Origin of the sequence: Sporomusa sp. KB1, assembly GCF_007830295.1 — a bacterium.
In the GTDB taxonomy this organism is placed as follows: domain Bacteria; phylum Bacillota; class Negativicutes; order Sporomusales; family Sporomusaceae; genus Sporomusa.
On sequence record NZ_VLKC01000002.1, the window covers coordinates 909338 to 933734 of the forward strand.

Here is a 24397-nt window from a genome sequence, read left to right on the forward strand (position 1 = left end):
AAAAACGGTCGCCGGTAATGAATTAAATGAGAAAGGGTGAAACCATGAATAGAACACTTCTGAAAGTCGTGATATTATCTATTTCAATATTTGTTTTGGGAGCTACGGCTCTTTCGCCGGCGTTAGCCAATATTAGCACGGTATTTAAGGATGCAAGTGCGCAAACCATTATGCTGCTGGTTACGTTGCCGTCAATAACACTGGTGTTTGGTTCGCTGGTATTTAGTAAGTTGAGCGACTATTTGAGCAGGCGAGGTCTTTTTTCTCTTGGCGTAGTGCTGTTCCTAATTGGCGGTTTAACTCCTTACTTTATGAATGATTTAACGATGATTCTGGTAATGAGAGCCATACTGGGATTAGGTATAGGTTTGCTATTTCCGCTTTCTACTGTCCTTATTACGGATTTTTTCGAAGGAAGCGAAAGAGGAACCGTCATGGGTTTGCAAAGTATTTTTATAAATATTGGCGGGATTGTTTTTCCCTTGCTGGGCGGCTTGCTATGTGCAACTGGGTGGCAAAACACCTTTCTGGCCTATTTGGTTGGCATAGTACTGTTCCTGTTTGTGTACACTTATCTTCCTGAGCCTGCGAAGGTAATACAGGTTTTAGAGCAGGGCGGTTTGGCAGAGAAGGCTCCTATACCTTGGAAAGTTTATTTTGTGGAATTCGTGTATTTTATCTATAGCATTCTGTATTTTGCTTTCTTTATCAATATAGCTATCCAGGTTGTTGGTGAAAACCTGGGAAATGCTGCTAGTGCTGGTTTTGCGGTAACAGTCTATACCATCGGCGGCCTTTTGACAGGGTTAATATTTGGCAAAATTGCGCGAATACTGAAAGGAATGACAATTCCCGTGGGATGGGTGGTAACCGGCATTGGAATGGCAATTATTTCAGGGGTTTATGACTTTAATCTCATATTAGTGGGTTGTTTTGTTGGCGGTATTGGTTTTACAATTGTTTGCCCGGCAGTTTTTAATGAACTTTCCATTATTTCCCCACCATCACGAGTTGCGTTTACGATTGCTATAGCATGCGTGCTTAACGGTATGGGGCAATTTGTAGTGCCATTCGTTTTTGACGCAATTTCCGGACCATTTGCCCAAGGTCCTGGAAGATTTCCTATACTGGTTAGCGCGATAGCTCTAGTGGTTGGCGGTGTATTACTTATACTGCAACAGAAAACACGGCAACCAAATGCGACTGACCTAAAGATAGAGATCTAGAAATCATAAATTAAATGAGGAGTGGATTCATGATGAAAACAGCGCAAGAATTACTGCAGGAACGCACAGAAAGATTGAAAAAAACTATTATATTTGAGAAAACGGATCGAGCACCGGTCATGGTTACCGGAGATGCTGTCTTCGCTAAGCATATAGGCATGAAGCTGTCAGAGTTTTGCTCAAGTATGAAAGTGTCCCATGAAACAATTTTAACTGGATTTAAAGATTTAGGCGATGTTGATGGAACTGGCGCTACATTCGCGACAGCAACGATGTTTCCCTTAATATTTTATACAAGAATCAAATTACCTGGGCGTGAACTTCCGGATGATACTCCTTGGCAGCTTGACGAACAGGAAATGATGACGGTGGAAGACTATGACACCATCTTGAATAAAGGTTGGAAAGCATTTAGTGATGATTATTTGAAGAACCGGTTAGGTATTGATGTTGATTCGTTGTTTGCACAATTGGCTGATGTCCCACAATTTGCGAAAAATTTTGAAGATGTCGGTTATGTGATATATAGTCCTATCGCATCAAGCGTAGTGAATGAATTCCTGGGCGGTGGACGGTCATTTCCAAAATTTATGAGGGACCTTTTCAAGATGCCTGATAAGGTAGAGGCAGTCTTAGATGTCATTCATGAAGAGACGATGAGGGATTTCCGGCAGCAAATACGTGCTATGAAACCTTTAGTCACCTTTATTTCACCAGCCCGTGGGGCAAGTCAATTCTATTCACCGAAGCTATGGGAACGCTTTGTCTGGAAATACCTGAAAGCAACTGCGGAGATGATCATTGAAGAAGGGTCGGTTGCAGACCTGCACCTTGACGGTAACTGGGAACGCGACCTGGAATATTTTAAAACCTTACCTAAACAGAAGTGCATCTTCGAATTAGACGGCGCTACCAATATCTATAAATCGCGAGAGGTTCTCGGTGATCACATGTGTATTAAAGGGGATGTACCGGCCGCCTTGCTGGCTCTTGGTACCGCTGATGAAGTATATAATTATTGCGCTAAATTGATTAAAGATATGGGACCAGGTTTCATCCTTGCTTCCGGCTGCACTATACCGCCAAATGCAAAATTTGAAAATGTCAAAGCTATGGTTGCTGCCGCTAGCGGCAAGTAAGCAAACAGGAAACAGCCTGCTTTAACGAAACAGAGCAGGCTGTGTACATTTTCACCAGTAGCACCTCCAACAACTGCTAAGAGTTCTCCGAACTTGCCAGCTTTGTTGAGCCATGGTGGGGATGCGGTTTCGTTTAGTTTCCCCACCCCTATTCTTCTCTTGAGAACGTGGTACCAGTAAGCGACAAAATGGACTTCTTTGCCGCTTCTTTATACTCAAAAGGGCAACCATTATTGATGCTTAGTAAAAACGAAAAAGTAAAATGAGTTAAAAGCAGGTAAAAGGTGGGAAAAAGATGAAAAAAAGGCTGGTTGTAACCTTAATTGGTGTATTCTTATTCTGTATTACAGGAACGGCATTAGCTGCAGACAGTTCCTCCAACAATGCTGCTGCCGAATTGAAGAATATTCAGTTGCGCATCAAAGCGCTTGAAGACGAACTTGCAGCGCAAAAAGATGAACTGGATAAAAAAAATAAGAGTGAGAATGAGCTTACTAATTTAAATGTTCGCGTAAATACTTTGGAAAAGAAAAGTGATAAGTTAACTGTTTCCGGATTTCTTCATTTATCAGAACAAGTTTGGAATAATAGTGGTGACTTCAAAAATATTACTGCTAAGACGGGCGAAACCCCGCACACTAACGATGGTCATTATCCGGCAGTGGGTATCGACCTGTATATTAATTACAAAGTCAATGATAAATGGGCAATAAAAGTGGAAGACGAAGTTGTTAGAGATTTGAGAAACGGTGGTTACTGGTCTAATGGGGCAGATGGCTCAGTAGCTGCATCACAGCACGATGATCAACTGTATGCAGAAGGTGTTGTCGGTGCTACTGCTATTAAGGCTGGTAGATTTGATTACGGAGCTGCTTATGGCCTGATGGTAGCGCAAGGGCGCAGTAAAGGAATAAACGGTGTTCAGTTTGCCGTTGGCGACAAACAAAAAACGATTTTTACTTACGGCTATTATGGGCAAAGTTGGTCTGGTATCGCTATTAATCCCAACATTATTTCGTCTACGACAGATAACCGCTATGTTGCTCTTGAATTTGATACACCACTTTCCCAAGATTCCAATTTTAAAGCTGCTTTTCATAACATAAAAAACAATGGTTCAGATCCAACTCTTATATCTGATAACATTAATTTATGGGAATTTGGCGCAGATAAGATGATTGCCAAAGATTTGCAGCTATTTGCTACCTACGGCCAATCGAATGCATCCACCCAAAACAAAACCTATGCAGCCGGGCTGACCTACAAGCAACTTGATATCAAAAAACCTGGCTCCTATAGCATTACGGCGAGTTATCTCAAATCAGAAGCAAAATCATCGATAATGCCTCCCGCTTCTAATTACTGGGTTTCTAAATACGATTGGGGTCTGGAAGGTCCTGAACTAAGCGCCGCGGTTATGTTTGACAAAAATTTGGGTATGAATTTTTGGGCTTCCGCTCTCCGGGCGACTGACGGTATTCACACAGGAAGAGTAAATACTGTTAAAGCCCAATTTAGCATTTACTTCTAAGCAAGACGAGTGAACTCCTCCAACTAAATCTGAATATCGAGATTGAGGCGGTGGAGGACTCGCCCCCCAACCAAGCAAAAATAAAAGGAGATAGTGTGAGTCCAATTGATGTTGTTAAAGCAGTAACCGAATTGGAGAGGGCACAGAAAATTTTGTGTAAATAAGTTTGAAACATCTTCCTTACTGGCAAGAATAGGAATAAACCTATTTGAGTCGGAAAGGAAGATGTTTTTATGAAAACAATACCCAAGGAAGTCATTAGAGATTTGATCAAAGATGAAAAGTTCAACAATACCACGGAAGTTATGAATGCAATTAAAGAGATGTTCCGAGACGTGCTCCAAGAAATAATGGAAGCAGAATTAGAAACAGAATTAGGCTACGAAAAACAGGAACGACGGTCGGAAAATGTCAATCCAGCTGTGTCGAAAAATTATCGAAACGGCTACTCAAAAAAGAAAGTAAAAACGCAACTTGGTGAAGTAGAGATTGCAATTCCCCGTGATCGAAACGGTGGGTATGAACCTCAAATTATCGGCAAATACAGCCGCAATGCTGATGGCATGGAAGAAAAAATATTATCGCTCTATGCTGCAGGACTTAGCATTCGAGATGTATCAGACCAAATAAAAAGCCTGTACGATGTAGAAATTTCGCCAGAGCTGGTAAGTAAAATCAGTGAAAAAATCATGCCTCAACTTACTGAATGGCAAAACCGGCCCTTGGAAGCAGTATATCCTTTCATATTCTTGGATGCGATACACTACAAAATTCGCGAAAACCATCAGATCATTACTAAGGCAGCTTATGTTGTATTGGGCGTAAACCTGGACGGTTATAAAGAAATTTTAGGTATATGGATTGGTGAAAACGAAAGCAGCAAATTCTGGCTTAGTGTCTTAAATGAGCTGAAAAGCCGCGGCATACAAGATGTTTATCTATTCTGTGTTGATGGGCTAAGTGGCTTTAGGGAAGCCATTGGTGCCGCCTATCCTAAAGCCGGGATACAGCGCTGTATTATTCACCAAATTCGTGCGAGTATGCGGTATGTAAACTACAAACATGCAAAAGCCTTTACGGCTGATTTAAAAGAAGTCTACACATCCGTGACAGAAGAAGCAGCACTGGAAAAGCTAATGATCTTTAAAGAAAAGTGGGGACAAAAATATCCGGCTACCATAAAAAGCTGGGAAGACAACTGGGATATTTTATCTACCTTTTATGCATATCCCCCCAGTATTAGGAAAATAATATATACAACAAATATTATAGAAGGATTGCATCGGCAATTTCGGAAAGTAACCAAGACCAAAGCCGTATTTCCTAATGATGATGCTTTACGCAAAATGTTATACTTAGCATCGAATAATATTGTAAAAAAATGGACTCAGCGTTACCGGGATTGGGATATGGTTTTGAACCATTTGGCCTTACTTTTTGAGGATCGATACGTAGGATAATTGCCCCTTTAAAGTACGATTCCCCAGCCGAGACAGAAGCATTCACGCTAACGCGTGCATACTTCCGTCTCGCCCAGGGAACTGATTTATCAAGGGACAATGAACAAATATGTTTTTACAAAGCCACTATTTCTTGCCATGAGGAATTTCAAATTACACAAAATTATCCGCAGACCCGAATTGGAAGAGTATTAAAGTGTTAAAGCACAAATTTTTAGAAGCACAGCAAGTCTGCCAAATAGCAGGCTTGCTGTGTTATGTAACTAGATCAGTATTTGGAACAATTAGTAGCTTTTTTCGTAGGATTCATTTGAGTTTTTTCTGAGTATTCGTACCTCCTTCAACAGCAGCAACTTCGCTGTTGTCGATACTTTCTTCCATTGTTTTTAGCATTTCCCACGTTTTTTCGGGTAATAGCTTGTCAGGCCAAGCATAACTGGTGTCTATGAGAAAGTCGGCTTTGACGGTCTCTTCCTTTTTGCCGTCGCCGTTTTGTCCGCCGCAGCCAGCTTATCCGAACTCGAACTGTCTGAAGCGGCGTTTTTGTCAGTCCCATTTGTCTGATCCGGGCCACCAGACTTTTTGTCGCTCGCCGTTTTTTTTTATCCGTAGTCTCGCCAATCAAAACCCTCATATTTTTGCCGATGACAATATAGGAGGAAGCAACGGGACGTTCTTTTTGCTTCCCTTCGCTTACACCTTAAAAATAATACTTTGATGTATCCCGGTTACTCTGGCTATTTGTCGTTGTGTTACTCCTACGATTCCTTTGATTTGTTTGATAATTTTATTACGTTGTACAATATCCAGACCTTGCAAAATTCCAATCGGTTGTCCATTCAGTAGTTTTTTAACTTCTTGGGCTAACTCCTCATCACTTTTTCGCTGTTTCACTGGGACATCCATAAATTGATCGGTATTCGTTTGCTGCATAAAATCGGCAAATTGCTTGATCGCGCTTTCTCTGTTGCTATTCAATATATCCAGAATAAATGACGTATAAAGCAGTTCAAAGGAATCCTTTCCCCCATAATATACCTGACAACTGCTCCATTTGTACTCCTCAGGTATTGCTGCCAGATTTGCTTTTACAGGGTTATTATGGATGTACCTTAGCACGCTCAACAAATATGCTTCTGTTTCGATGGGCTCGCTTTGAAAACGATTCTGAAAAACATGCCCACCTCGTTCATATTTTTGATTATACCACCATGCATAGCTCGTACCGATACGCTTCATGATAACAGATAGCCCCTCATCTTCTTCCTGCAATAGGAGATGAACATGATTCCCCATCAAACAATATCCATAAATGACACAACTTCTACTTTCTTTGACCCGTTTCATTATTTCTAAAAAACGGCCGTAGTCTTCATCGTCCAAAAAGATATCCTGGCGATTTATCCCTTGCATCATGATATGATAGATTCTATTGGCGCTCTTTTTTCTTGCACATCTTACCATATTTCTCTCCCTTTTTTTGCTTTATTATATCATTCTTTGCAATGCGAAGCAAAAAGAACGTCCCCATGCTTCTTAAATGTATCGCTACACTTGAAACATTTAAAAACAATTGTATCGCTACACTTGAATTATTTGAGAATAGATTCCTGCTTTGGCTACGATTATCAATGGAGGAAATTGTATCAATTAAGCCAGAAAGGCGATAAATAGCAAAAATTCTATAAATATACTGTTTTGGCATAAAACTTGCGACCATAAATTTATGGAACTTACTTTATTAATGTAAAGTAAAAATCTAAAACAAGGAGGATCTAAATTTGACTAGAACAGCGATTGTAACAGGTTCAGGCCGGGGAATTGGCAGAGGAATCGCACTGAGATTGGCTAAGGATGGTTTGGATGTAGTAGTTTGTGACATCAATGCCGAAAACGCTAAAGAGGTATCACAAGAAATTGAAGCTCTCGGACGTAAATCGTTAGCCATTGTAGGTGATGTATCCAATGAAAAAGATGTTTATTCCATGGTTGACCAAGTGGTCGAAAAGTTCGGCAAATTAGATGTAATGGTCGCTAATGCCGGTATATGTCATATCAAGTGGGCTACCGAATTGACTACCGCCGAATGGGACCAAGCTTTTGCAGTAAACTGCCGGGGAACGTTTTTATGCGACACGGCCGCAGCTAAACAGATGATTAAGCAAAAAGGCGGAAAAATTATCAATTGTTCAAGTATAGCCGGTCACGACGGCTTTAGCCTATTGTCCGCCTACAGCGCAACAAAGTTTGCCATACGGGGTTTCACCCAGGCTTTGGCTAAAGAATTAGGTCGTTATGGAATTACTGTAAACGCATATTGCCCTGGCATCGTAGGTACCGACATGTGGGATCTCATTGATGAGAAGATGGGCCCTTATTTGAAACTTGCCAAAGGGGAAGTACTAAAAGAATATACCAAACTTATTACTATGGGACGAGTTGAAACTCCAGATGATGTTGCTAGTTTTGTATCCTACCTAGCTTCGTCTGATTCTAATTATATGACAGGTCAAACAATTATGATTGACGGTGGAATAGTGATGAATTAAAGGGAAAGCAAGCTACTACATATATCAGATCTGCTTTCATCAATTAAATCGTATACCAAATAACCAGTCTCTGCCCAGGGTAGAGGCTGGTTTGTGTTTGTTTAACTTTCGCCATACAAAACAAATGCAGCCCAATAGCGAGAAACCCAGAAAATCAAAGGTTCCTGACTTTCCGTTACTGTCACCCTTATCCCTTTCAACCCTCTTGCCAAATGCAATAATTTTGGTCTTTTCTTTTGCTATTTCCAGCTTGAATTCCTCAACCCAATCTTCTGTGCATACACAAATTTAGATACACAGTTAATCTTACAAAAAGAAAATGTTAGAATATCATTTTACACTGATATATAATAAGAGGGAGTCATTTGTTTGATGACTGAAGAAAAGTTAACCGTAAATTTTCATAATTTAATGATAGCACCAATAGGCGGAATAAAACTTTGTATTAGGTACAAGAAAAACGGGTGATTTTGAAGAAGCTTATCAAATCTCGCGCTGTATATATGTAAAAATGCTATTTTTATGACTGCGAGACCAGCAAATGCGAAAAGTATTTATTGGATTTACGAGGGTACAGCAAGAGTTTTAACCGCTAAAGCTAAAGAAGCGGCGGGGGGCAAGACATTTGCCGATTCTCGTCAACAGTCAACAATGGATTGCTATTATTAGAAAACTGGGAGTTATTTAGCAATTTCACGGAATAGTATCTCTTTAATATCGGCATTCAACTACCAAAGTGAAGATGTCATTTTCGCGACCTCAGCTTTAGCAGCTGAGTACTTGACCAGTATGGAACCAGTATCTTTGTTTGATATTTTACCGTATTGCGAGATTTAAATGACGGAGACAGTTTAAAGGTTATATGAATGTTCCTCCCATTTCAGAGGGTTAATAAGTTTTAGTCTACAGTTCAAGTACAGAAAGAAGAAAGGAAGTTTAACTTAATATGAAAAAAAATGTTTTCGTAGGATTTATTTTAATTGTATTTTTGTTTGTGCCTGTCATTGGTCGGGCCGCGGATAATTCTCAGCAGCAACAGCAGCAACAGCAAGAACTTGAGCGTAAAAAGAAACAACAACAGCAGCAATCCCCGCAGCAACAACAACGTCCTCAGCAGAAGCAACCCCCGCAGCAACAGCAACGTCCTCAGCAGAAGCAACAACCCCCGCTATATCATCCACAACCGAATCATCAACAACAGCAACAAATACTAGAGCGTCAAAAGCAAATTCGTAGGGAAAACCGCCCACTACCCTACCGCCCACATACCGAGTTTCACCCAGATCCAAAACACCGTCCACCTCATCACCCATATTTCACAGACATACAACTACATCAAAGGCAGGAACATTACCGTCATCAATGGTTACATTGGTATGAGTTATATCCAAATAAGAGCCCAGAATTTTTTACATTAATTGTTTCTGAACGGCCTTATTATTTAATGAATGTTCGCCCGGGAGTATGGTATTATAATAGTGAAACAGTAAACTTTGTAGTTCCGCAAGAATATGTTGTTGTGTCCCAAGACCAAGTATGGTATGCCGGAGATTTCGTCGAATCCGAGGAATTCGTGTTGTTCACCGAGGAAGCATACTCTGCCAATGAATCTGAGGACGCAGAATAAGTTTATTTAATAATTGCAGGCTTGTATGATGGAGTGTGTAACTGCTCCCGATGCTCAATCGGGAGCAGCTTTTTATTTCAAAGTTCACAGTGCAAGAGAGAAGCAACGGGACGTTCTTTTTGCTCCCCTTCGCTTACACCTTAAAAATAATACTTTGATAAATCCCGGCTACTCTGGCTATTTGTCGTTGTGTTACTCCTACAATTCCTTTGATTTGTTTGATACTCCTCAGGTATTACTGCCAAATTTGCTTTTACAGGGTTATGGATGTACCTTAGCACACCCAAATAACTTCGACCTTCAGCAATTTATTTGTCGGTAATCCCATCCCTATGAGTCACAATAGGACAACCCGCTTCAAACAAAATCTGTTCGGCCATCTCCAATTGATTAGCATAGCATTAAACTATATATTGGTTACTGTGAGTTCAAAAGGGTCTGATGCAAAAAATAAGCCGTGATATAATCACGGCATGAGAAAGGGACAGGTTGAAAAAATTCAATCTGTCCCTTCTGAGGTTAAATTTATAAACAAAGTCATGGGTATCGCGGCCTGATATTCACCAGAACCATTTCTTATGTTAGTCCAATAAATTGCCAGCCTCATCAAACTCCATCTCCATAAGCTCGCCGCAAATTTCAATATCCGGGTTGGCCTGAGCCTCTGGTAATAAAGCTTCAGAGATAATGATTTCTCCTATATGGAGGGTGTCTTTAATTCTAACTAATTTTACTTTTGACATATCGCGGGCATTGCAGGTTTTAACTGCAGTGAGCAGGGCTTCCCGGTCATCGGCCAGCATCATCGGCAGACGGGCAGGCCCAGGAGTCGTATTTGTTATTAAATTAGAATAGGTGTACTCAAAATCTATTTTATTAAACAATTTGCGGGTAGTATAATCCGCAACCCCCATCCCGCAGGCGTTACCATTTGTCTCTTTTGTCAAATCAAGCACTACCACTTTGTTAGCATCCAGACCACCGCTGGCATATGGCGTAGGAAAACGTCCGGTTATATTCGGATCCATTCCATCGCCGGATATTTCCTTGCCGATTTGATCGACGACGAGAACATCAATTGGATCAAATAGTATCCGTGGCATCTTGGCTTTGGCCTCAGGCAGCAATTGCTGGTCGACTTCCATAATTTTCTCAGCCGGTACTGCCACGAGTGTTGATATCTTGTCATAAGCATTCTCGACCGTTGCAATAGCAAACAATACCTTGCAGCACGCAAGTTTTACCTTAGCCATTTCAAAAACATGTTCGGCCATATGCTTGAAACTATACATGTGACAAGTTTCTGCACCTTTTTGCTTACCAAGACCAATGGTAAGCATTTTGGCTAAACCGCTTTCGCAGGGCCCACGGTAAGCAGTATGGGGTTTTATCCGGTTGATAATTACAATCCCATCTGCTTCATAGGCGTTTTTATCGATATGCACGGCAAGTCCGTTGCTAATTTTACCAATTTCAACAACTTCCATTGATGAAACAATTGGACAGCCAACACTCTCTTCGGTAACCCCAAGACTAGCTAATACTTTGGCTTGTCCGGCAGCGGTAGCGCCACCGTGGCTGCCCATGGCCGGTACGACAAAAGGTTCGCCGCCGCGCTGTCTGATTTCGGCTACTGTCAGCCGAACCAACTCAGGAATCCTGTCCATACCCCTGCTGCCTACGGCAATAGCAATACGCATACCTGGTTTTACTCTGTCACCAATATCTGCTTTAGCTAACTCCTGCCGCATAGTTCCTGGTATATCACTGATTTCTGTTACCTTAAAATTCTGGCGGATTTTTACCACCCGCGGCAGCTGTATTCCCTTCAGTAATTCTTGTATAATCCCCATTAGCAGCTCCTCCTTCTTACATCTTACTACATCGTTGGGCCAATACGCATAATTGCAAAATCGTTATGTCCCAATACCTCAGCCTTCGTAACTTTACCGGAAGCAACCGCCAGCATTTCAGCAACTATCCGCTTGCCAACCTCTTGAACGGTTTCATCACCAGTTATGACTGTGCCGGCATTAAGATCCATATTATCGCTCATTCTTTGGAACATGGCCGTATTGGTAGCAACTTTGATAGTCGGTGCAATCGGCGACCCGGTAGGAGTGCCACGACCAGTGGTAAATACACAAATATGGCAACCACCTGCCACCATTCCAGTTAATTGTTCAATATCATTACCAGGCGTATTCATAAAGACAAGCCCCTTGGTAGTCACCTTTTCCGCCCAGTCAATAACGGCTTGCAATGGTCGCGATCCACCCTTATACACACAGCCCAGAGACTTTTCTTCGATAGAGGACAGGCCACCTTCTATATTGCCTGGCGTCGGATTACTGCCCCGCATATCTACTCCCATCTGCTTGGCAGACTCTTCAAAGCCCTTGATAGTGGCATAACACTTCTCTTTCACAGCCTCATTAATTGCCCGTTCGGCAATAATATGGTCAGCCCCAATTAGTTCAGCGGTCTCGGCAAGTATCGACGTGCCACCGGCATCAATTAAGATATCGCTAGCTACGCCCAGTGCTGGATTGCCTGATAGTCCGGAACAGGCATCAGAACCACCGCATTCTGTTCCCAGAATTAGTTCTGCTGCATCAATAGGCTCACGTTTTAGCATCGACGCTTCAATCACCATGTTCTGAGCAGCCGCTGCACCGGCTTGTATGGATTTAAACGAGCCGCCCTCGTCCTGAATAATGATGGTATGCACAGGTTTGTACGGACATTGCTTTTTGATGGCCGCTGCCACATCCTGCGCACGTATTACTTCACAGCCCAGACCAACAACGACTATCCCGTAGACATTAGGATGAATACCATGGCCGATAAAGGCACGTGTTGTCTGCTCTGCATCTGCCCCCAACTGCGAACAGCCATGTTGGTGTTCCACCCAGGTAGTTCCCTTTACATTTGCCGCAATACCCCGCGCCACTTGGTTGGCACAATTTACTGTTGGTAAAACCAATACATGATTACGAATTCCCACCGTTTTATCCGGACGGCGATATCCCATAAAATTCATCGTTTATCACTCCTATAACTTTTCTTATTTGCTGACCAAGTCACCGCGCCCACGACAGCCTACTATATTGTGTACATGGGTATGCTGCCCTGCCGCTATGTCGGTAGTTGCCATCCCGATAACTTCACCATACTTAATAATTTTTTCGTCCTTGGCGATAGCCTTAATGGCTACTTTATGTCCAAAAGGAATTCGGTCGGTAACATGCAGAGTTACTGTTTCACCATCAATATTGATTGCAATATCTGAGCCTGCTTCAACATCCTCGGTCACAGTCGCAACATTGTCTTTGCTTTTCATAACTATGGCTTTGAATTTATTCATATTGTTCCTCCAAAACTCATTTATTCATTGTGAGTAATTAGTCTCATTCCATAGTAATAGCAAGTTCCGTGCCAAGCTTGTTTCTCTTGTTTTACGACTTCAGCCATAGGCGCTCATGCCTGGATTCACTGCTCTGGCCTCAATAGCCATCAAGCTGTGGCGTATACGATCCGTCAGTCGTACCGCAACGAATTGTTTCAGATTAACATATCGTTTCATTATTTGTTCCACTATCTATTCACTGCCGCAGCTTTCGCCACAAGGTGGTGCGGCTAATTCCCAGCCTTTGGGCAGTCCGCGTATAATTGTATTTTTCCTCAAACAATACTTGTTCAATTTCATGCCTTGCCACGCCATCCCGCGCAGCAGTACTTGGAGTGTCACTCACAACAGGTCCGTAAGCGGCCAGTTCCTGACGAACCATCACTTCCTCAATAAATGGTCCGGCAGCAAGCAGCTTAACCCTTTCAATAACATTTTCCAATTCACGTATATTACCCCGCCAATATTGCTTTTGCAAGAATTTCACTGCACCCTCAGTAATTCCCACAATATTGCCGCGCGGAGATTTTTCCAAAAAGCTCTGTATCAACTCAGGAATATCCTCCACCCGCTCTCTGAGGGGTGGAATATGCAGCCGCAAAACATCTAAGCGGTAGTACAAATCAACCCGAAACTTCTTTTCGTCAACTAAGTGCATCATATCTTGATTAGTAGCTGACAATATGCGTACATTTACCGGAATAAGCCCTTCAGCCCCTAAGCGCATTACTTCTTTTTCTTGCAAAACCCGCAATAGCCTGGCCTGCAAGGATAAAGGCATTTCACCAATCTCATCTAAAAAAATAGTTCCACCATGCGCGACCTCAAACAAGCCGGACTTTCCGCCTTTTTTCGCTCCGGTAAATGCTCCTTCCTCATAACCAAAAAGCTCACTTTCCAACAAAGCTTCCGGCAGTGCAGCACAGTTTATTGCTACAAACGGCCCTGTCTTCCGTTGACTTAAGTTATGAATACTCTGCGCAACCCGTTCTTTGCCAGTCCCAGATTCACCGGTGATCAGTACCGTCGCGTCATTAGCCGCATATTGCCGCACACGTTCTTTAACAACTTTCATCTGTGGTGAAGCAGCACTTATTTGTTCCAGATAGAACTTAGCCACAAGCCCTTTCTTATTCAATTTTTGCCGCACAACCTGCTCAAAATACTGCAATTGCGTGACATCCTGCACATTGGCAATAGCCCCGACGATGTCCTCGCCAAGCTTAATGGGAATTCGTTTTATTGCAAAAACCCGGTTGTTTATACTCCGTACGCTTTCCTGTTCACACGTATCACCTGTTAGGCAATCCCGCAAACCATCATCAGGAATAATATCGCCAATTTTCCTGCCAATAACCTCGGCGCTTTGAATTTGATACATTCGTTCTATGGCCGGGTTTAACGTAGTAACCTGTTCATTTTTATCAATAGCAATGATTCCATCAGCAGTAGCATCGATAATTGTACGAAACAGCTGTGCCTTTTCCCTTTCACGCCGGCGAACATCAGCAAGCTTGATGGCCTCAGTAATAGCTTTGCTTACAGACTCTACCGCTGATTCAATAAGTCCCACCTTTAAACCTCGTTCAATAAGCAGCCTGGCCGAGGAAGCATCTCCCAAAAATGTATTGATACCTTGACGGCAGGCTGTTTCAATCATTTCTTGGGCAATCATTTCGTTTTCCACAAAAATTTCATGGATAGGTATGCCGATCAAATCGCCTAGCTTCTCACACTCAAACAAAAAGCGCCGCATAAATACCACACCCACCGTACCCGAAACATGACCAACACTTTTTAAAGCCCTAAGAATATCAAAGGCGGTAACTTGAATCTCTACTACCGGAACATCCACATGGTTGGCAATCAAAGTCGCTGTTCCCCCACGGCTAATGATGACATCAACGCCTCTTTTTACAGCCTGGTATGCTTGTTCTAATCCGATTTCCAAGAGACCAGGTATTATCTCGATCTCACCTCGCCAATTAAAGTCTTGTTTTGCCAACGCCTCCTTGGCAGCATCAACAATATTGGTCATAGGAGCAATAATCGCAATCCTCATAAACTCCACCTCGTTTGTTCACCAATATCAAACATAGTTTTCATCACCTGTATGCTTTTATATTCGCAAATAATCATATAAAAAAAGTACCCACAACCTATGCCAGCTAAGTTATGGGTACTTTCTCTATGCAAAATACAAATTCCTCTAAAACTACTAGAGTGTTAGCTTATTTTAAGCGTTCCTATCGCTTCTTCTACTTTTATTACCAGTGTTCTGTCAGCAATTAAATCATAAATACTTTTGATATCCGGGGCAGGCATTCTGTCTTCATCTAAATGAGGCACTACCTGACGAATAGCCTTGTGAGCTGCACCGGTACCTTTGCCGGGGTTCAGCGGCGACAAGAAGTCAATACCCTGCGCAGCCGCCAAACACTCAATTGCCAATATATAACGCACATTATCCAGGATCTCTCCAGCCTGCCGGGCGGCAATTGTCCCCATACTGACATGATCTTCCTGGTTCGCCGAGGTGGGAATCGAATCCGCACTGGCCGGATGGACAAGCACCTTGTTCTCCGATACTAAGGAAGCAGCTGTATACTGGGTAATCATCAAACCGGAGTCTTCGCCAGGATAGGCGGTCAGAAACGGCGGTAACTCGCTTAAATGGGAATCAAGCAAACGGTTGGTGCGCCGCTCGGAGATATTGCCGATCTCCGCCAGAGCCAGCTTGAGATAATCCATGACTAAGGCAATAGGCTGCCCATGGAAGTTACCACCAGAGATGGCTTCGCCCGTATCAGGCATAATCAACGGATTATCAGTAGCGGCATTAATTTCGACTGTTAATGTTTCTTCCAGCCGCCGCAGGGCGTCTTTGGATGCGCCATGAACCTGTGGTACGCAGCGCAGGGAATAGGCATCCTGCACCTTGGAGCAATTGACATGGGATTCAATAATAGCACTGTCAGCCGTCAGTCGCAGCATGTTCTCTGTAGTAGCAAGCTGTCCAATATGCGGCCTGACCTGGCTGATACGCGGATCAAAGGCAGTACGGGTTCCCTTAAGGGCTTCGATACAAAGCGCGGCAGCCACATCAGCTGTCTTCATAAGATCAACAGCATCCTGCCAAACCATACAACCTACAGCTGTCATAATTTGAGTACCATTAATAAGAGCCAATCCTTCCTTGCCGCCAAGCGCCACCGGTTTGAGGCCATTTTGCGCTAACGCTTCGGCCCCGCTCACCAGCTTACCATTGACAAAAGCCTGACCTTCCCCCAGCATGACTAACACCATATGAGAAAGAGGCGCCAAATCACCACTAGCCCCTACCGATCCTTTTGCCGGAACAGCCGGGCACACCCGCTTATTTAACATAGCAAGCAGCATTTCTACAGAAGAAAGTTTAATTCCTGAATAACCTTTGGCCAATGAATTCGCTCTAAGCACCATGGCTGACCGCACAACATCCTCAGGTAAATATTGCCCCACGCCAGTCGCGTGGCTTAAAATTAAGTTTCTTTGCAGCTTTTCCCGTTTTTCCTTGGAAATAAATATCTGGCTAAAATCACCAAAGCCTGTAGAAATTCCGTAGACCGGACTTTCCTCTTCCAAAATTTTGTCTACAATTTTCCGACTGTCGATAATTTGCTTACGCCCCGCTTCACTTAATCCCACTGTTTCATAGCCCCGGGCCACCTTTACCACATCTGCCAATGTCAAAGAATATCCGTCTACTATTATCATTTTTTCCAGCCTCCTATTTAATTTGCGAATCAGTCTGCGAAATACCTGGCAATTTATTTATTATTCATAAGTAGTATCTCCTTTATTACTAATCGGGTAGGAAGCTGACCCTTAGTGAGTCAGCCGACCTCCCACAGAACCGTACGTACCGTTCGGTATACGGCTCCTCCTATGTTTACGCACAAACAGACTCGTAGTAATCAAGAAAATTGAAATATCCTGCCTTCTTAAGTCTCTCGGCAGAGATGGCTTTGGCAACAATCGGGTTACGGGCAACATGCCAGTACCCTTTTCTTATGTTTGCACCTTCCCATGCTACCCAGTCCACTATTCCCAGTTTCTTAAGCATAGCGTATCGCGTCCTTATCCTTTTCCACTGTTTCCAGACAACCATCCGGATACGTCTCCGTAACCACTGATCTGTTGTTTTCAGTAGATTCTTCATATCTGCAAGTTTAAAGTAGTTCACCCATCCAGTTACAAACTGTTTGAGTTTTTCCTTCCTCTGCTCATATCCCATTCCGTTGCTTCTTGATGTAATTTCGCGAATCCTCGCTTTCATCTTTATAATGCTTTTGGGGTGTACTCGCAGACCCACATTTCTGTTCTTGTTGATATAGAACGCGTAACCTAAGAATTTGACCTTGCCTACGTAGGCTACTGCTGTCTTTTCCTTGTTCACTTTGAGGAATAATTTCTTCTCTATGAACGGGATTAGATTTTCCAGTGTCCTTTGGGCCGCTCTTTTGCTTTTGCAGAAGATGAGCATATCGTCTGCATAACGGACGAACCTGTGCCCTCTTCGTTCAAGTTCCTCATCTAGCTCATTCAGAAGGATATTTCCACAAATTGGACTTAGAGGTCCCCCTTGCGGTACTCCTAGTTCCGTTTCCTCGAATCTGCCCACACGCGTAATAACTCCCGCTCTGAAATATTTATGAATTAGAGATATGACTCTCCCATCCTTTATACTCCGTGACAGTACCTCTATCAGCTTGCTTTGGTTCACAGTATCAAAAAATTGTTCCAAATCCATATCCACAACGTACTTATACCCGTCGCAAATATTATTCTGACATGCTTTGAGAGCATCATGGGTGCTTCTTCTTGGTCGGAATCCGTAGCTGTTGTTCGAGAACTTTGGCTCATAGATTGGCGTCAAAACCTGCGCTATTGCCTGCTGTATGACTCGGTCTACGGCTGTTGGTATTCCCAACTTTCTCATTTTCTTCCCGCCATCTTTGGGTATCTCCACCCTCAGTACAGGTTGAGGTCGGTATTTTCCGTCCTTGATGGTTTGCCGGATTTCCTCCCCGTTGTCTTTGAGATATGATAGAAGATCTTCCACCTGCATCCCATCGACTCCGCTTGCCCCTTTGTTCTTCTTAACCCGCTTGTATGCTTGGTTAAGATTATTTGGGGCAAGGATTTCTTCCAGCAGTCCACATTCTAGTCTGTTGGCATGGGTGCTGTTATTTTCAGTTATCCCTGAACCAGTAAGCGCTCCCGCATACTCTTTGTGCTCCGCACTATCCCTTTGCGGCCAACCACCTTTGTCACAGTGTTTTCTGCTATTGTTCCGATTCCTGGTAACATTCATTTACTAACACCTCCAAGGGTTCCGCCCTTCACAGTACCGTCGACGGTACTGCTAGTATGGCTTCATCTGACTCCTCACGACAAATCTTATTTCAACCGGCTTTCGCAAATATGCTTCCACCGTCCGTGAGGCCTCCCCGGGTAAGAACGCAGTCTTTCGCTCCATCTACCTGCCGCATTTACACAGACTGATTCCGTGTAGTTATTGGACTTCGACTTGTTTAGCAGCCTTATCCTCAATTTGTGCCTGATGCGGTTTCTGTTCGTCAGGCCAGAGATTTGCCGCCGCCTTCCTTCACACTCCATCTCACGATGGACGCACTTGGCCTTGGCTATACACTTCCCACTACCGGGCGTGTTCGGGACTTTCACCCGTTAGACTGCGCCCATGCCGGGCGCACTAAAAAGGGGGTAAACTCAGTACTGAGTTTACCCCCTTATGTCTCATAACTTTGGGCTAGCTTTATTATTACTGCTTTATTTTTTTATTAAGCTGATCAAATTGGATTCATCCCCAGGCCAAGCACTTCATGCTCAAAACCCTTCATGGGTGCACCCATATAACCGTACAAGGCAACCGCAATCCATTCCCCGTCATCAGCACAACCGACTGTCCTGGGTCCGCGGACTATGCTATATAACAAACCCGCGCTGCGCAACACATTACCTAAGCCTGCATTGCCCCGGCAGATACCCTGATAGGCTTCCAGAATACTGTGGTATAAAGCGTGTTCTTCCCGATAATTGCTGCTAATAAAGCCTTCGCGCTTTGCTGCTGTTTCGACAGCTGCAAAAATCTTAGCTGAATCCATCGATCCCACTTTGCTTTTATACACCTTGTAGCCTACTGGCAAACTCTGATCAAGCAACCTGACCTCTTCAGGTTCTGTTTGCAAGACTGATAACACTGCTATTTTTCCCAAACTCATCATTGAACGATATCCATACTTTCTCCCTATTTCTGCGGGCAAATTAGCACCTGCCGCTACACTCATATCTCTTATCTACGGAAGATATCTTAGTTGCATCATAAGTCAGCTCTTGGAAAAAGTCAAGGCTAACGTGAACCTATGCTTTCAAACTACTAGCCACCGCTTTTACATTTTCGCCTTTTTTATTGTGTACCAACATGTAATACAAAATAGGATGAACAGCAGCAATGGGCCAAATAAAAAAGAGCAAAACTCAAAATAGAGTTTTGCCCCCTACTATCTAATAGCTATAGGCATAGCAAATAGGAATATGATACAAATTTCGAACTTGTTATACCCAAGCAAGTGAAAATATGTAGAGGAATTCCGGGAAGTTTTCTAGAAGTTGTCGAAAGTGCTGAAAGTGAACGCACCTAGGAGGAATCTGCATGTCGCTTGATACGGCTATCACAACAAACATTATTGCTACTACCTTAATGGTATTAACCTATACCTACCTATTTATTCAATATAAGCAAAGTTATCTGGCAAAATGGGTGTTGGTATGGATCTTACAGGAGATCAGGCTGGTCTTTTTGGACAAACCTTTTGGCGAACAATTAATTGTACCATCCTTTCTCTATATTGGACTGTCTTTTGCCAACAGTCTGCTTATGATTGCAGGGACAGTAGGTTTTGCGGGCAGACGCTTATCAGCGAAGTGGCTGGTAACTGCCTTAGTATTTTCCACGCTTTCCTTTCTTGGTATTTTTCGGGGACTGACACCCAGTCTATACATGCTGCCTGGCGTAGCGTTTGTTGGCTCCGCCTACATCTATACCGGTTTTGTTATTTGGAATAGTTGTGCCCCTGGTATGGGAAAATGGCTAACCGCTTCGGCATTTATTCTTTTAGGAGTGCATGCTTTCGATATGCCATTCTTGTATAGCCTAGGTTGGTTTGCACCATGGGGCTATTTAATTGATGGTCTACTCAGATACGCTATCGCTATAGGAATTATCCTCGTCTATTTTGAAAAAACCAGGAATGAACTAGAACAATACTATCAGTTGCTTGCTAGAAATACCACAGATGTTATCTACCGATACAACTTCAATTCACCTGCAGGATTTGATTATATTAGTCCGGCCGTGACTCACCTGACAGGCTATCCTCCAGACTACTTCCGGACACTCCGGCAGGTTATGCGTATCATTCACCCCGATGACCGCGCTAAATTGAAGAAAATAGCAACTGTCCGCAGTCTCCCTGACGGCTTCGTGACTCTACGGGTAAGAGCAAGAAATGGGGATATCGTCTGGGCAGAACAAAAAAATTCATTAGTTGTTGATTCCACTGGCCGTCCCATAGCTGCGGAGGGCATTGTACGGGATATTACCAAGCGAATACTATTAGAAGAAGACGTATCGCGGCTTGACCGGCTAAATATTGTTGGCGAAATGGCTGCTAATTTTGCCCACGAAGTCCGCAATCCTCTGACTACCGTACGGGGTTATCTGCAGCTTCTGGGGAAGAAAAGTGAATTCAGCAATTATAAGGAGCAATTTACTCTTTTATTGGAAGAACTTGACCGCACCAATCAAATCATTACTGAATATCTATCTCTTAGCAAAAATAAAATCGTTGAAATGAAAAAAGGCGATTTGAACCATATTTTATTGGCACTCCATCCTTTAGTGCAGGCAACTGCAGTACCGTCGCAAGTCACCGTAAATTTAAACTTGGGAGATATTCCATTACTGTATATTGACGATAAAGAAATTAAGCAACTTATACTTAACCTCACCCGTAACGCTATTGAGGCAATGACATCAGGTGGAAAGCTGGAAATTAAGACATTGGCTAGCGAAGATAATACCATTCTTACTGTCACTGATCAGGGCAAGGGAATTCCCGGCCATGTCATGAACAACCTGGGTAAGCCCTTTCTTACGACTAAGGAAAATGGCACAGGCTTGGGAATGGCTATCTGCTATCGTATTTGTCTTAGACATAATGCTAAACTGGATATTAACACTGGGCCAGCTGGAACAACGATAAATGTAATATTCCCTAACAGCTAGCTCCTTACAACTGGAAAAAAGGCCGAAAGGTCTTTTTTTTATTCCTGCAGCCAGAGATAATTTCACGCTGGCAGCACCAAGAGGCAAGAGAAAGGCGGTGATTCTGTGGATCCTCCAATTAGAACCATATTCCCTTGATAAACAACAAAAAATAAGAGGTGAAGAAAGTATGCTAAATCAGCAATACTCCACGCAAACAAACCTGGATTGTGAACACGTCCAAATTAAAGATGCTGTCACAGACCAGGAACGACAGGCAATCTATCAATTTCGCTATAAGATTCAGGTTGAAGAAATGAAAAGATGTATCCCCGGGGCCGACCATGTAAAAAAGTGCATCTCTGAAGAAATGGATTCCTGGAGCCAGCTTGCATATGCAGAGTTAAATGGCCAAATAGTTGGTACTGCACGGGCTGTGATTGGTGGTGCCGAAGACTTTCCCGCAGAGTTGGGCCAGATATTTCAGTTAAAACGCTATCAAGAATTTGACCCGGCAAGTAAAAACATGTGTTTCGCCACTAAACTTATGGTTGATCCCCGCCTGCGCAAAACCCCGTTATCTTTCAGACTCATGGCTAAAGTCTATGAGTTGTCGCGTCAGCATAATGTTCAGTTTAGTTTCAGCGGTTCGAATCCTTATCTAATTCCGATGTACGAGCAACTAGGCTATCGCCAAATTGCTCCGGGCTTCCAGGATTCCGGATATGGATTTATTGTGCCGACATTACTGCTGACTGAAGACATTGACCACCTTAAAGCTGTGAAATCTCCGTATCTACGCCTGGCAAGAAAATTAATAAACTCTCCGGCAGCCAAACAATGGCTGGCAGTCAATTTGCCTGAGGCCTTCAAATATCCTGTCGGTATTCTTACAAGCAGGCAAGACCATTGGAATACCATTAAACAGTTAGTTGGTGACCCTGTTGCCAATCTGGAGGTTTTACGTGACCTAAATGACGAGGAAGCTGGCCAGCTCCTAAAAATTGGCACCCTTATCGAATGCAGCCGTGAGCACTATTTCATTCTACGGGGGGACGTCTGCAATGAGGTAAATATCCTTCTTTCCGGTCAAATGAGCGTGCTTAACGGCCAGGCTTTACCAATCAAACCTGGTGGCATTTTGGGAGACATCGGTATCATGGAGCAGACCCATCATCATGTTGATGTCATCGCGACTGAGCACTCGGTGATTTTGGTACTATCGCGTGCTCCTTTCGAAAAATTATGTCGTTCTTTTCCCGAGATTCCAGGAAAACTGCATTTTATCAACCAAAATAGGGAGGTTAAATAAATGAATAGCACACTTGAAATCCTGTTGGTTAACAGCTATGCACCCCGGCAGCGGGTTGTGTCCGATACCGCACTTGAAAACAGTCTGGCGATACTCAGAACCTACCTCGAATCAAAAGGTATTCTGGCAGAGGTTATCGACGATCAACGGATAACCTCTTTGGAAAAAAGAATACCTTCCGGGTGCGTGCTTCTCTTACGAGCAATGGTCAAACTGCAGCTAAAAACCTACCATAACAAGTTGCTTGGCCGCGGGCTGCTACTGGCAGCTTGGCCGCTTCACGCCTATACGCTGCATTGCAGACACGAATATATGCAAGCCAGGATTGAACAAATTGTCAAGGAGATAAAATCCAAAAATATCCCGTTACTGGGACTCAAGCTTTGGTACGGGGATGCTTTCAAATGGAGCTGCGACTTGGCAACTGCAGTCAGAAATCACTGCCCTGATACAACAATAATCGTTGGCGGACCACAGGTTAAGGTATATGGAGACTTAGTACTGCATGAACCTTGCTTTGATCTTGCCATCATGGGTCCTGGTGAAGAAATACTTGCCAAACTTGTTAGCCTGCGCCGCCAGAACCATTCTAAGAGCAAATTTCTTGACCAAGTGCAGACGACCTTTGGCGGGACTCTGCTCAAAACTGGTGGCTTTGCCGGTGACAAAGCGGAGCTTGTACAGAGTTTAGCCAGCCAGACAATCCCGGAATACCGGGATGCAGATCTTGAAGATAAAATTCACTTTCATACGATTGTCGACGGTGTTGGCTGCAGCTGGAATAGTTGTAATTTTTGCTCCCATACCCGCTGCACAGTTCCCTTTACCCCCCGGCCGGTAGCCGATATTATTACTGAAATAGAAACAATGCTGCAGCGTGGAATTGCTTTTTTTCGTTTTAGCAGCTCGGAAACCACTGTCGAGCATGGCCGGAATATTGCAGAAGCCATTCTGGCGCGTGGCCTTACTATCCGGTACTCCATGTTTATCCGCGCCGGCAAACCCAGTCAAGAGATGCTTACTGCCTATCGCCTTATGATTCAGGCGGGATTAAGAGCAGTATTTATGGGTGGTGAAACCGGGCATGATGATGTTAATCATCTGGTCATGAACAAAGGGGTAACAAAACAGGACATTGTCGGTACTATCGCGACGATTAGGCTGGCCTCAGATGCTGCCGGCTTACCGTGCCGTATCGGGCTGTCACTCATTTACCCTTGCCCGTTGCCTCCAGGAGTTGAGTTGAATGAAGTGTACAACGCCAATGTTGCTCTTATTGATGCAACTCTGCCTGATACTGTCATTGTTAATCCGCCGGGACCGTTTCCGGAAACAAGCTGGTATAGTAATCCTGAAAAATACGGTTTCACATTCGCGGAAGGAGCCACTGCTTTTGCGCAGAATTTCATGCGTTACGAATACTCTATTTATAAACCTGCCGAGCTATGGAAGGATATGGGGTTTGCTCTCAACACCATGGAAGGTAAGGCTTTGCTCAACGAGACAGGCAAGCTGCGAGCCTACGCGGCAAGCCTTGGTATCCCCACAGATATTTCGGATGAATACTTAATGATGACAGAGGCGATAGGACTTAGTTCTAAGGCCGATCTACTTCTCTTTAAACAGCGTACGCTTATTGACATCATGAGCGGCAGCACTGACTATACACGCGAGATTGCAGCAGCCATCAATAAAGCCAGCAGGCAAATTGCTGCAACAAATACACTTTAATACAGACCCGGGCTTTGCACTAGCCTGCTTTTTCTTAGGCTATCAGTTGCCACTATCACTCCCCGTATTGGACTTTCACCAAGA

The 24397-nt window shown here is 43.5% G+C and carries 21 protein-coding genes; 10 read left to right on the top strand and 11 right to left on the bottom strand.

The window, feature by feature from the left end; all coding sequences use genetic code 11:
• Positions 1–44: 44 nt before the first annotated feature.
• The 4 genes from SALPA_RS08010 (at position 45) to SALPA_RS08025 (ending at position 5356) form a co-directional block, all read left to right on the top strand.
• The gene (locus SALPA_RS08010) at positions 45–1226 is read left to right on the top strand and encodes an MFS transporter (RefSeq protein ID WP_186450969.1); all 1182 of its coding nucleotides are present in this window, start codon (positions 45–47) and stop codon (positions 1224–1226) included.
• A 29-nt stretch (positions 1227–1255) separates the two neighbouring features.
• A complete protein-coding gene (locus SALPA_RS08015) occupies positions 1256–2365 on the top strand; it encodes a uroporphyrinogen decarboxylase family protein (protein WP_255451000.1) in 1110 nt (369 codons plus the stop codon).
• Positions 2366–2660: 295 nt separating this feature from the next.
• Positions 2661–3896, top strand: a complete 1236-nt coding sequence (locus tag SALPA_RS08020; protein ID WP_145092070.1) for a hypothetical protein — start codon at positions 2661–2663, stop codon at positions 3894–3896.
• A gap of 233 nt (positions 3897–4129) precedes the next feature.
• Positions 4130–5356: an IS256 family transposase gene (locus SALPA_RS08025; RefSeq protein WP_145090181.1), complete on the top strand. Its 1227-nt coding sequence runs from the start codon at positions 4130–4132 to the stop codon at positions 5354–5356.
• A gap of 421 nt (positions 5357–5777) precedes the next feature.
• Here the strand turns inward: SALPA_RS08025 and SALPA_RS30205 are convergent, their stop codons facing one another.
• Genes SALPA_RS30205 through SALPA_RS28865 form a run of 3 tightly spaced genes read right to left on the bottom strand, consistent with a single transcriptional unit; the run spans position 5778 to position 7061 of the window.
• Positions 5778–5990 carry a hypothetical protein gene (locus SALPA_RS30205; RefSeq protein WP_222427908.1) on the bottom strand — a complete coding sequence of 71 codons (213 nt, stop codon included), beginning with the start codon at positions 5988–5990 and terminating at the stop codon, positions 5778–5780.
• Positions 5991–6049: 59 nt separating this feature from the next.
• Complete coding sequence (locus tag SALPA_RS08030; RefSeq protein WP_145092073.1) at positions 6050–6820, bottom strand: transposase; 771 nt, start codon at positions 6818–6820, stop codon at positions 6050–6052.
• A complete protein-coding gene (locus SALPA_RS28865; RefSeq protein ID WP_186450970.1) occupies positions 6786–7061 on the bottom strand; it encodes a hypothetical protein in 276 nt (91 codons plus the stop codon). The genes SALPA_RS08030 and SALPA_RS28865 overlap by 35 nt, the downstream gene beginning before the upstream one ends.
• Before the next feature lie 76 nt (positions 7062–7137).
• On the opposite strand from SALPA_RS28865, the gene SALPA_RS08035 reads away from it, so the two are divergent.
• Positions 7138–7905: an acetoin reductase gene (locus SALPA_RS08035; RefSeq protein WP_145092076.1), complete on the top strand. Its 768-nt coding sequence runs from the start codon at positions 7138–7140 to the stop codon at positions 7903–7905.
• Positions 7906–8906: 1001 nt separating this feature from the next.
• Here the strand turns inward: SALPA_RS08035 and SALPA_RS28870 are convergent.
• Positions 8907–9218, bottom strand: a complete 312-nt coding sequence (locus SALPA_RS28870) for a hypothetical protein (RefSeq protein ID WP_222427909.1) — start codon at positions 9216–9218, stop codon at positions 8907–8909.
• Between the two features lie 131 nt (positions 9219–9349).
• On the opposite strand from SALPA_RS28870, the gene SALPA_RS30210 reads away from it, so the two are divergent.
• Positions 9350–9532: a hypothetical protein gene (locus SALPA_RS30210; RefSeq protein ID WP_222427910.1), complete on the top strand. Its 183-nt coding sequence runs from the start codon at positions 9350–9352 to the stop codon at positions 9530–9532.
• 581 nt (positions 9533–10113) lie between these two features.
• Here the strand turns inward: SALPA_RS30210 and SALPA_RS08045 are convergent.
• The 6 genes from SALPA_RS08045 to ltrA all read right to left on the bottom strand — a co-directional run bounded on the left by SALPA_RS08045 (position 10114) and on the right by ltrA (position 18297).
• Positions 10114–11385: a lactate racemase domain-containing protein gene (locus SALPA_RS08045; protein WP_145092079.1), complete on the bottom strand. Its 1272-nt coding sequence runs from the start codon at positions 11383–11385 to the stop codon at positions 10114–10116.
• Positions 11386–11411: 26 nt separating this feature from the next.
• Positions 11412–12575 carry a UxaA family hydrolase gene (locus tag SALPA_RS08050; protein ID WP_145092081.1) on the bottom strand — a complete coding sequence of 388 codons (1164 nt, stop codon included), beginning with the start codon at positions 12573–12575 and terminating at the stop codon, positions 11412–11414.
• 24 nt (positions 12576–12599) lie between these two features.
• Positions 12600–12899, bottom strand: a complete 300-nt coding sequence (locus tag SALPA_RS08055; RefSeq protein ID WP_145092084.1) for a UxaA family hydrolase — start codon at positions 12897–12899, stop codon at positions 12600–12602.
• Positions 12900–13137: 238 nt separating this feature from the next.
• Complete coding sequence (locus SALPA_RS08060; protein ID WP_255451005.1) at positions 13138–15003, bottom strand: sigma 54-interacting transcriptional regulator; 1866 nt, start codon at positions 15001–15003, stop codon at positions 13138–13140.
• A gap of 164 nt (positions 15004–15167) precedes the next feature.
• Positions 15168–16697, bottom strand: coding sequence for a histidine ammonia-lyase (gene hutH, locus SALPA_RS08065; RefSeq protein WP_145092088.1), 1530 nt, complete (start codon positions 16695–16697; stop codon positions 15168–15170).
• Between the two features lie 175 nt (positions 16698–16872).
• Complete coding sequence (ltrA, locus tag SALPA_RS08070; protein WP_145092090.1) at positions 16873–18297, bottom strand: group II intron reverse transcriptase/maturase; 1425 nt, start codon at positions 18295–18297, stop codon at positions 16873–16875.
• Between the two features lie 242 nt (positions 18298–18539).
• Between ltrA and SALPA_RS30215 the strand changes: the two genes are divergently transcribed.
• On the top strand, positions 18540–18746 hold the full coding sequence (locus SALPA_RS30215) for a hypothetical protein (RefSeq protein ID WP_145092092.1): 207 nt from the start codon (positions 18540–18542) through the stop codon (positions 18744–18746).
• 47 nt (positions 18747–18793) lie between these two features.
• On the opposite strand, the gene SALPA_RS08085 is transcribed toward SALPA_RS30215, so the two are convergent.
• Positions 18794–19291 (bottom strand): HutP family protein, encoded by a 498-nt coding sequence (locus SALPA_RS08085; protein ID WP_304624547.1) that lies wholly within the window; start codon positions 19289–19291, stop codon positions 18794–18796.
• Positions 19292–19656: 365 nt separating this feature from the next.
• Between SALPA_RS08085 and SALPA_RS08090 the strand changes: the two genes are divergently transcribed.
• From SALPA_RS08090 to SALPA_RS08100, 3 genes are all read left to right on the top strand, one after another.
• Positions 19657–21291, top strand: a complete 1635-nt coding sequence (locus SALPA_RS08090) for a PAS domain-containing sensor histidine kinase (RefSeq protein ID WP_145092094.1) — start codon at positions 19657–19659, stop codon at positions 21289–21291.
• Between the two features lie 169 nt (positions 21292–21460).
• Entirely contained in the window at positions 21461–22582 is a 1122-nt protein-coding gene (locus SALPA_RS08095; RefSeq protein WP_145092096.1) for a GNAT family N-acetyltransferase, read from the top strand.
• Complete coding sequence (locus tag SALPA_RS08100; protein ID WP_145092098.1) at positions 22583–24313, top strand: B12-binding domain-containing radical SAM protein; 1731 nt, start codon at positions 22583–22585, stop codon at positions 24311–24313.
• Positions 24314–24397 lie beyond the last annotated feature (84 nt).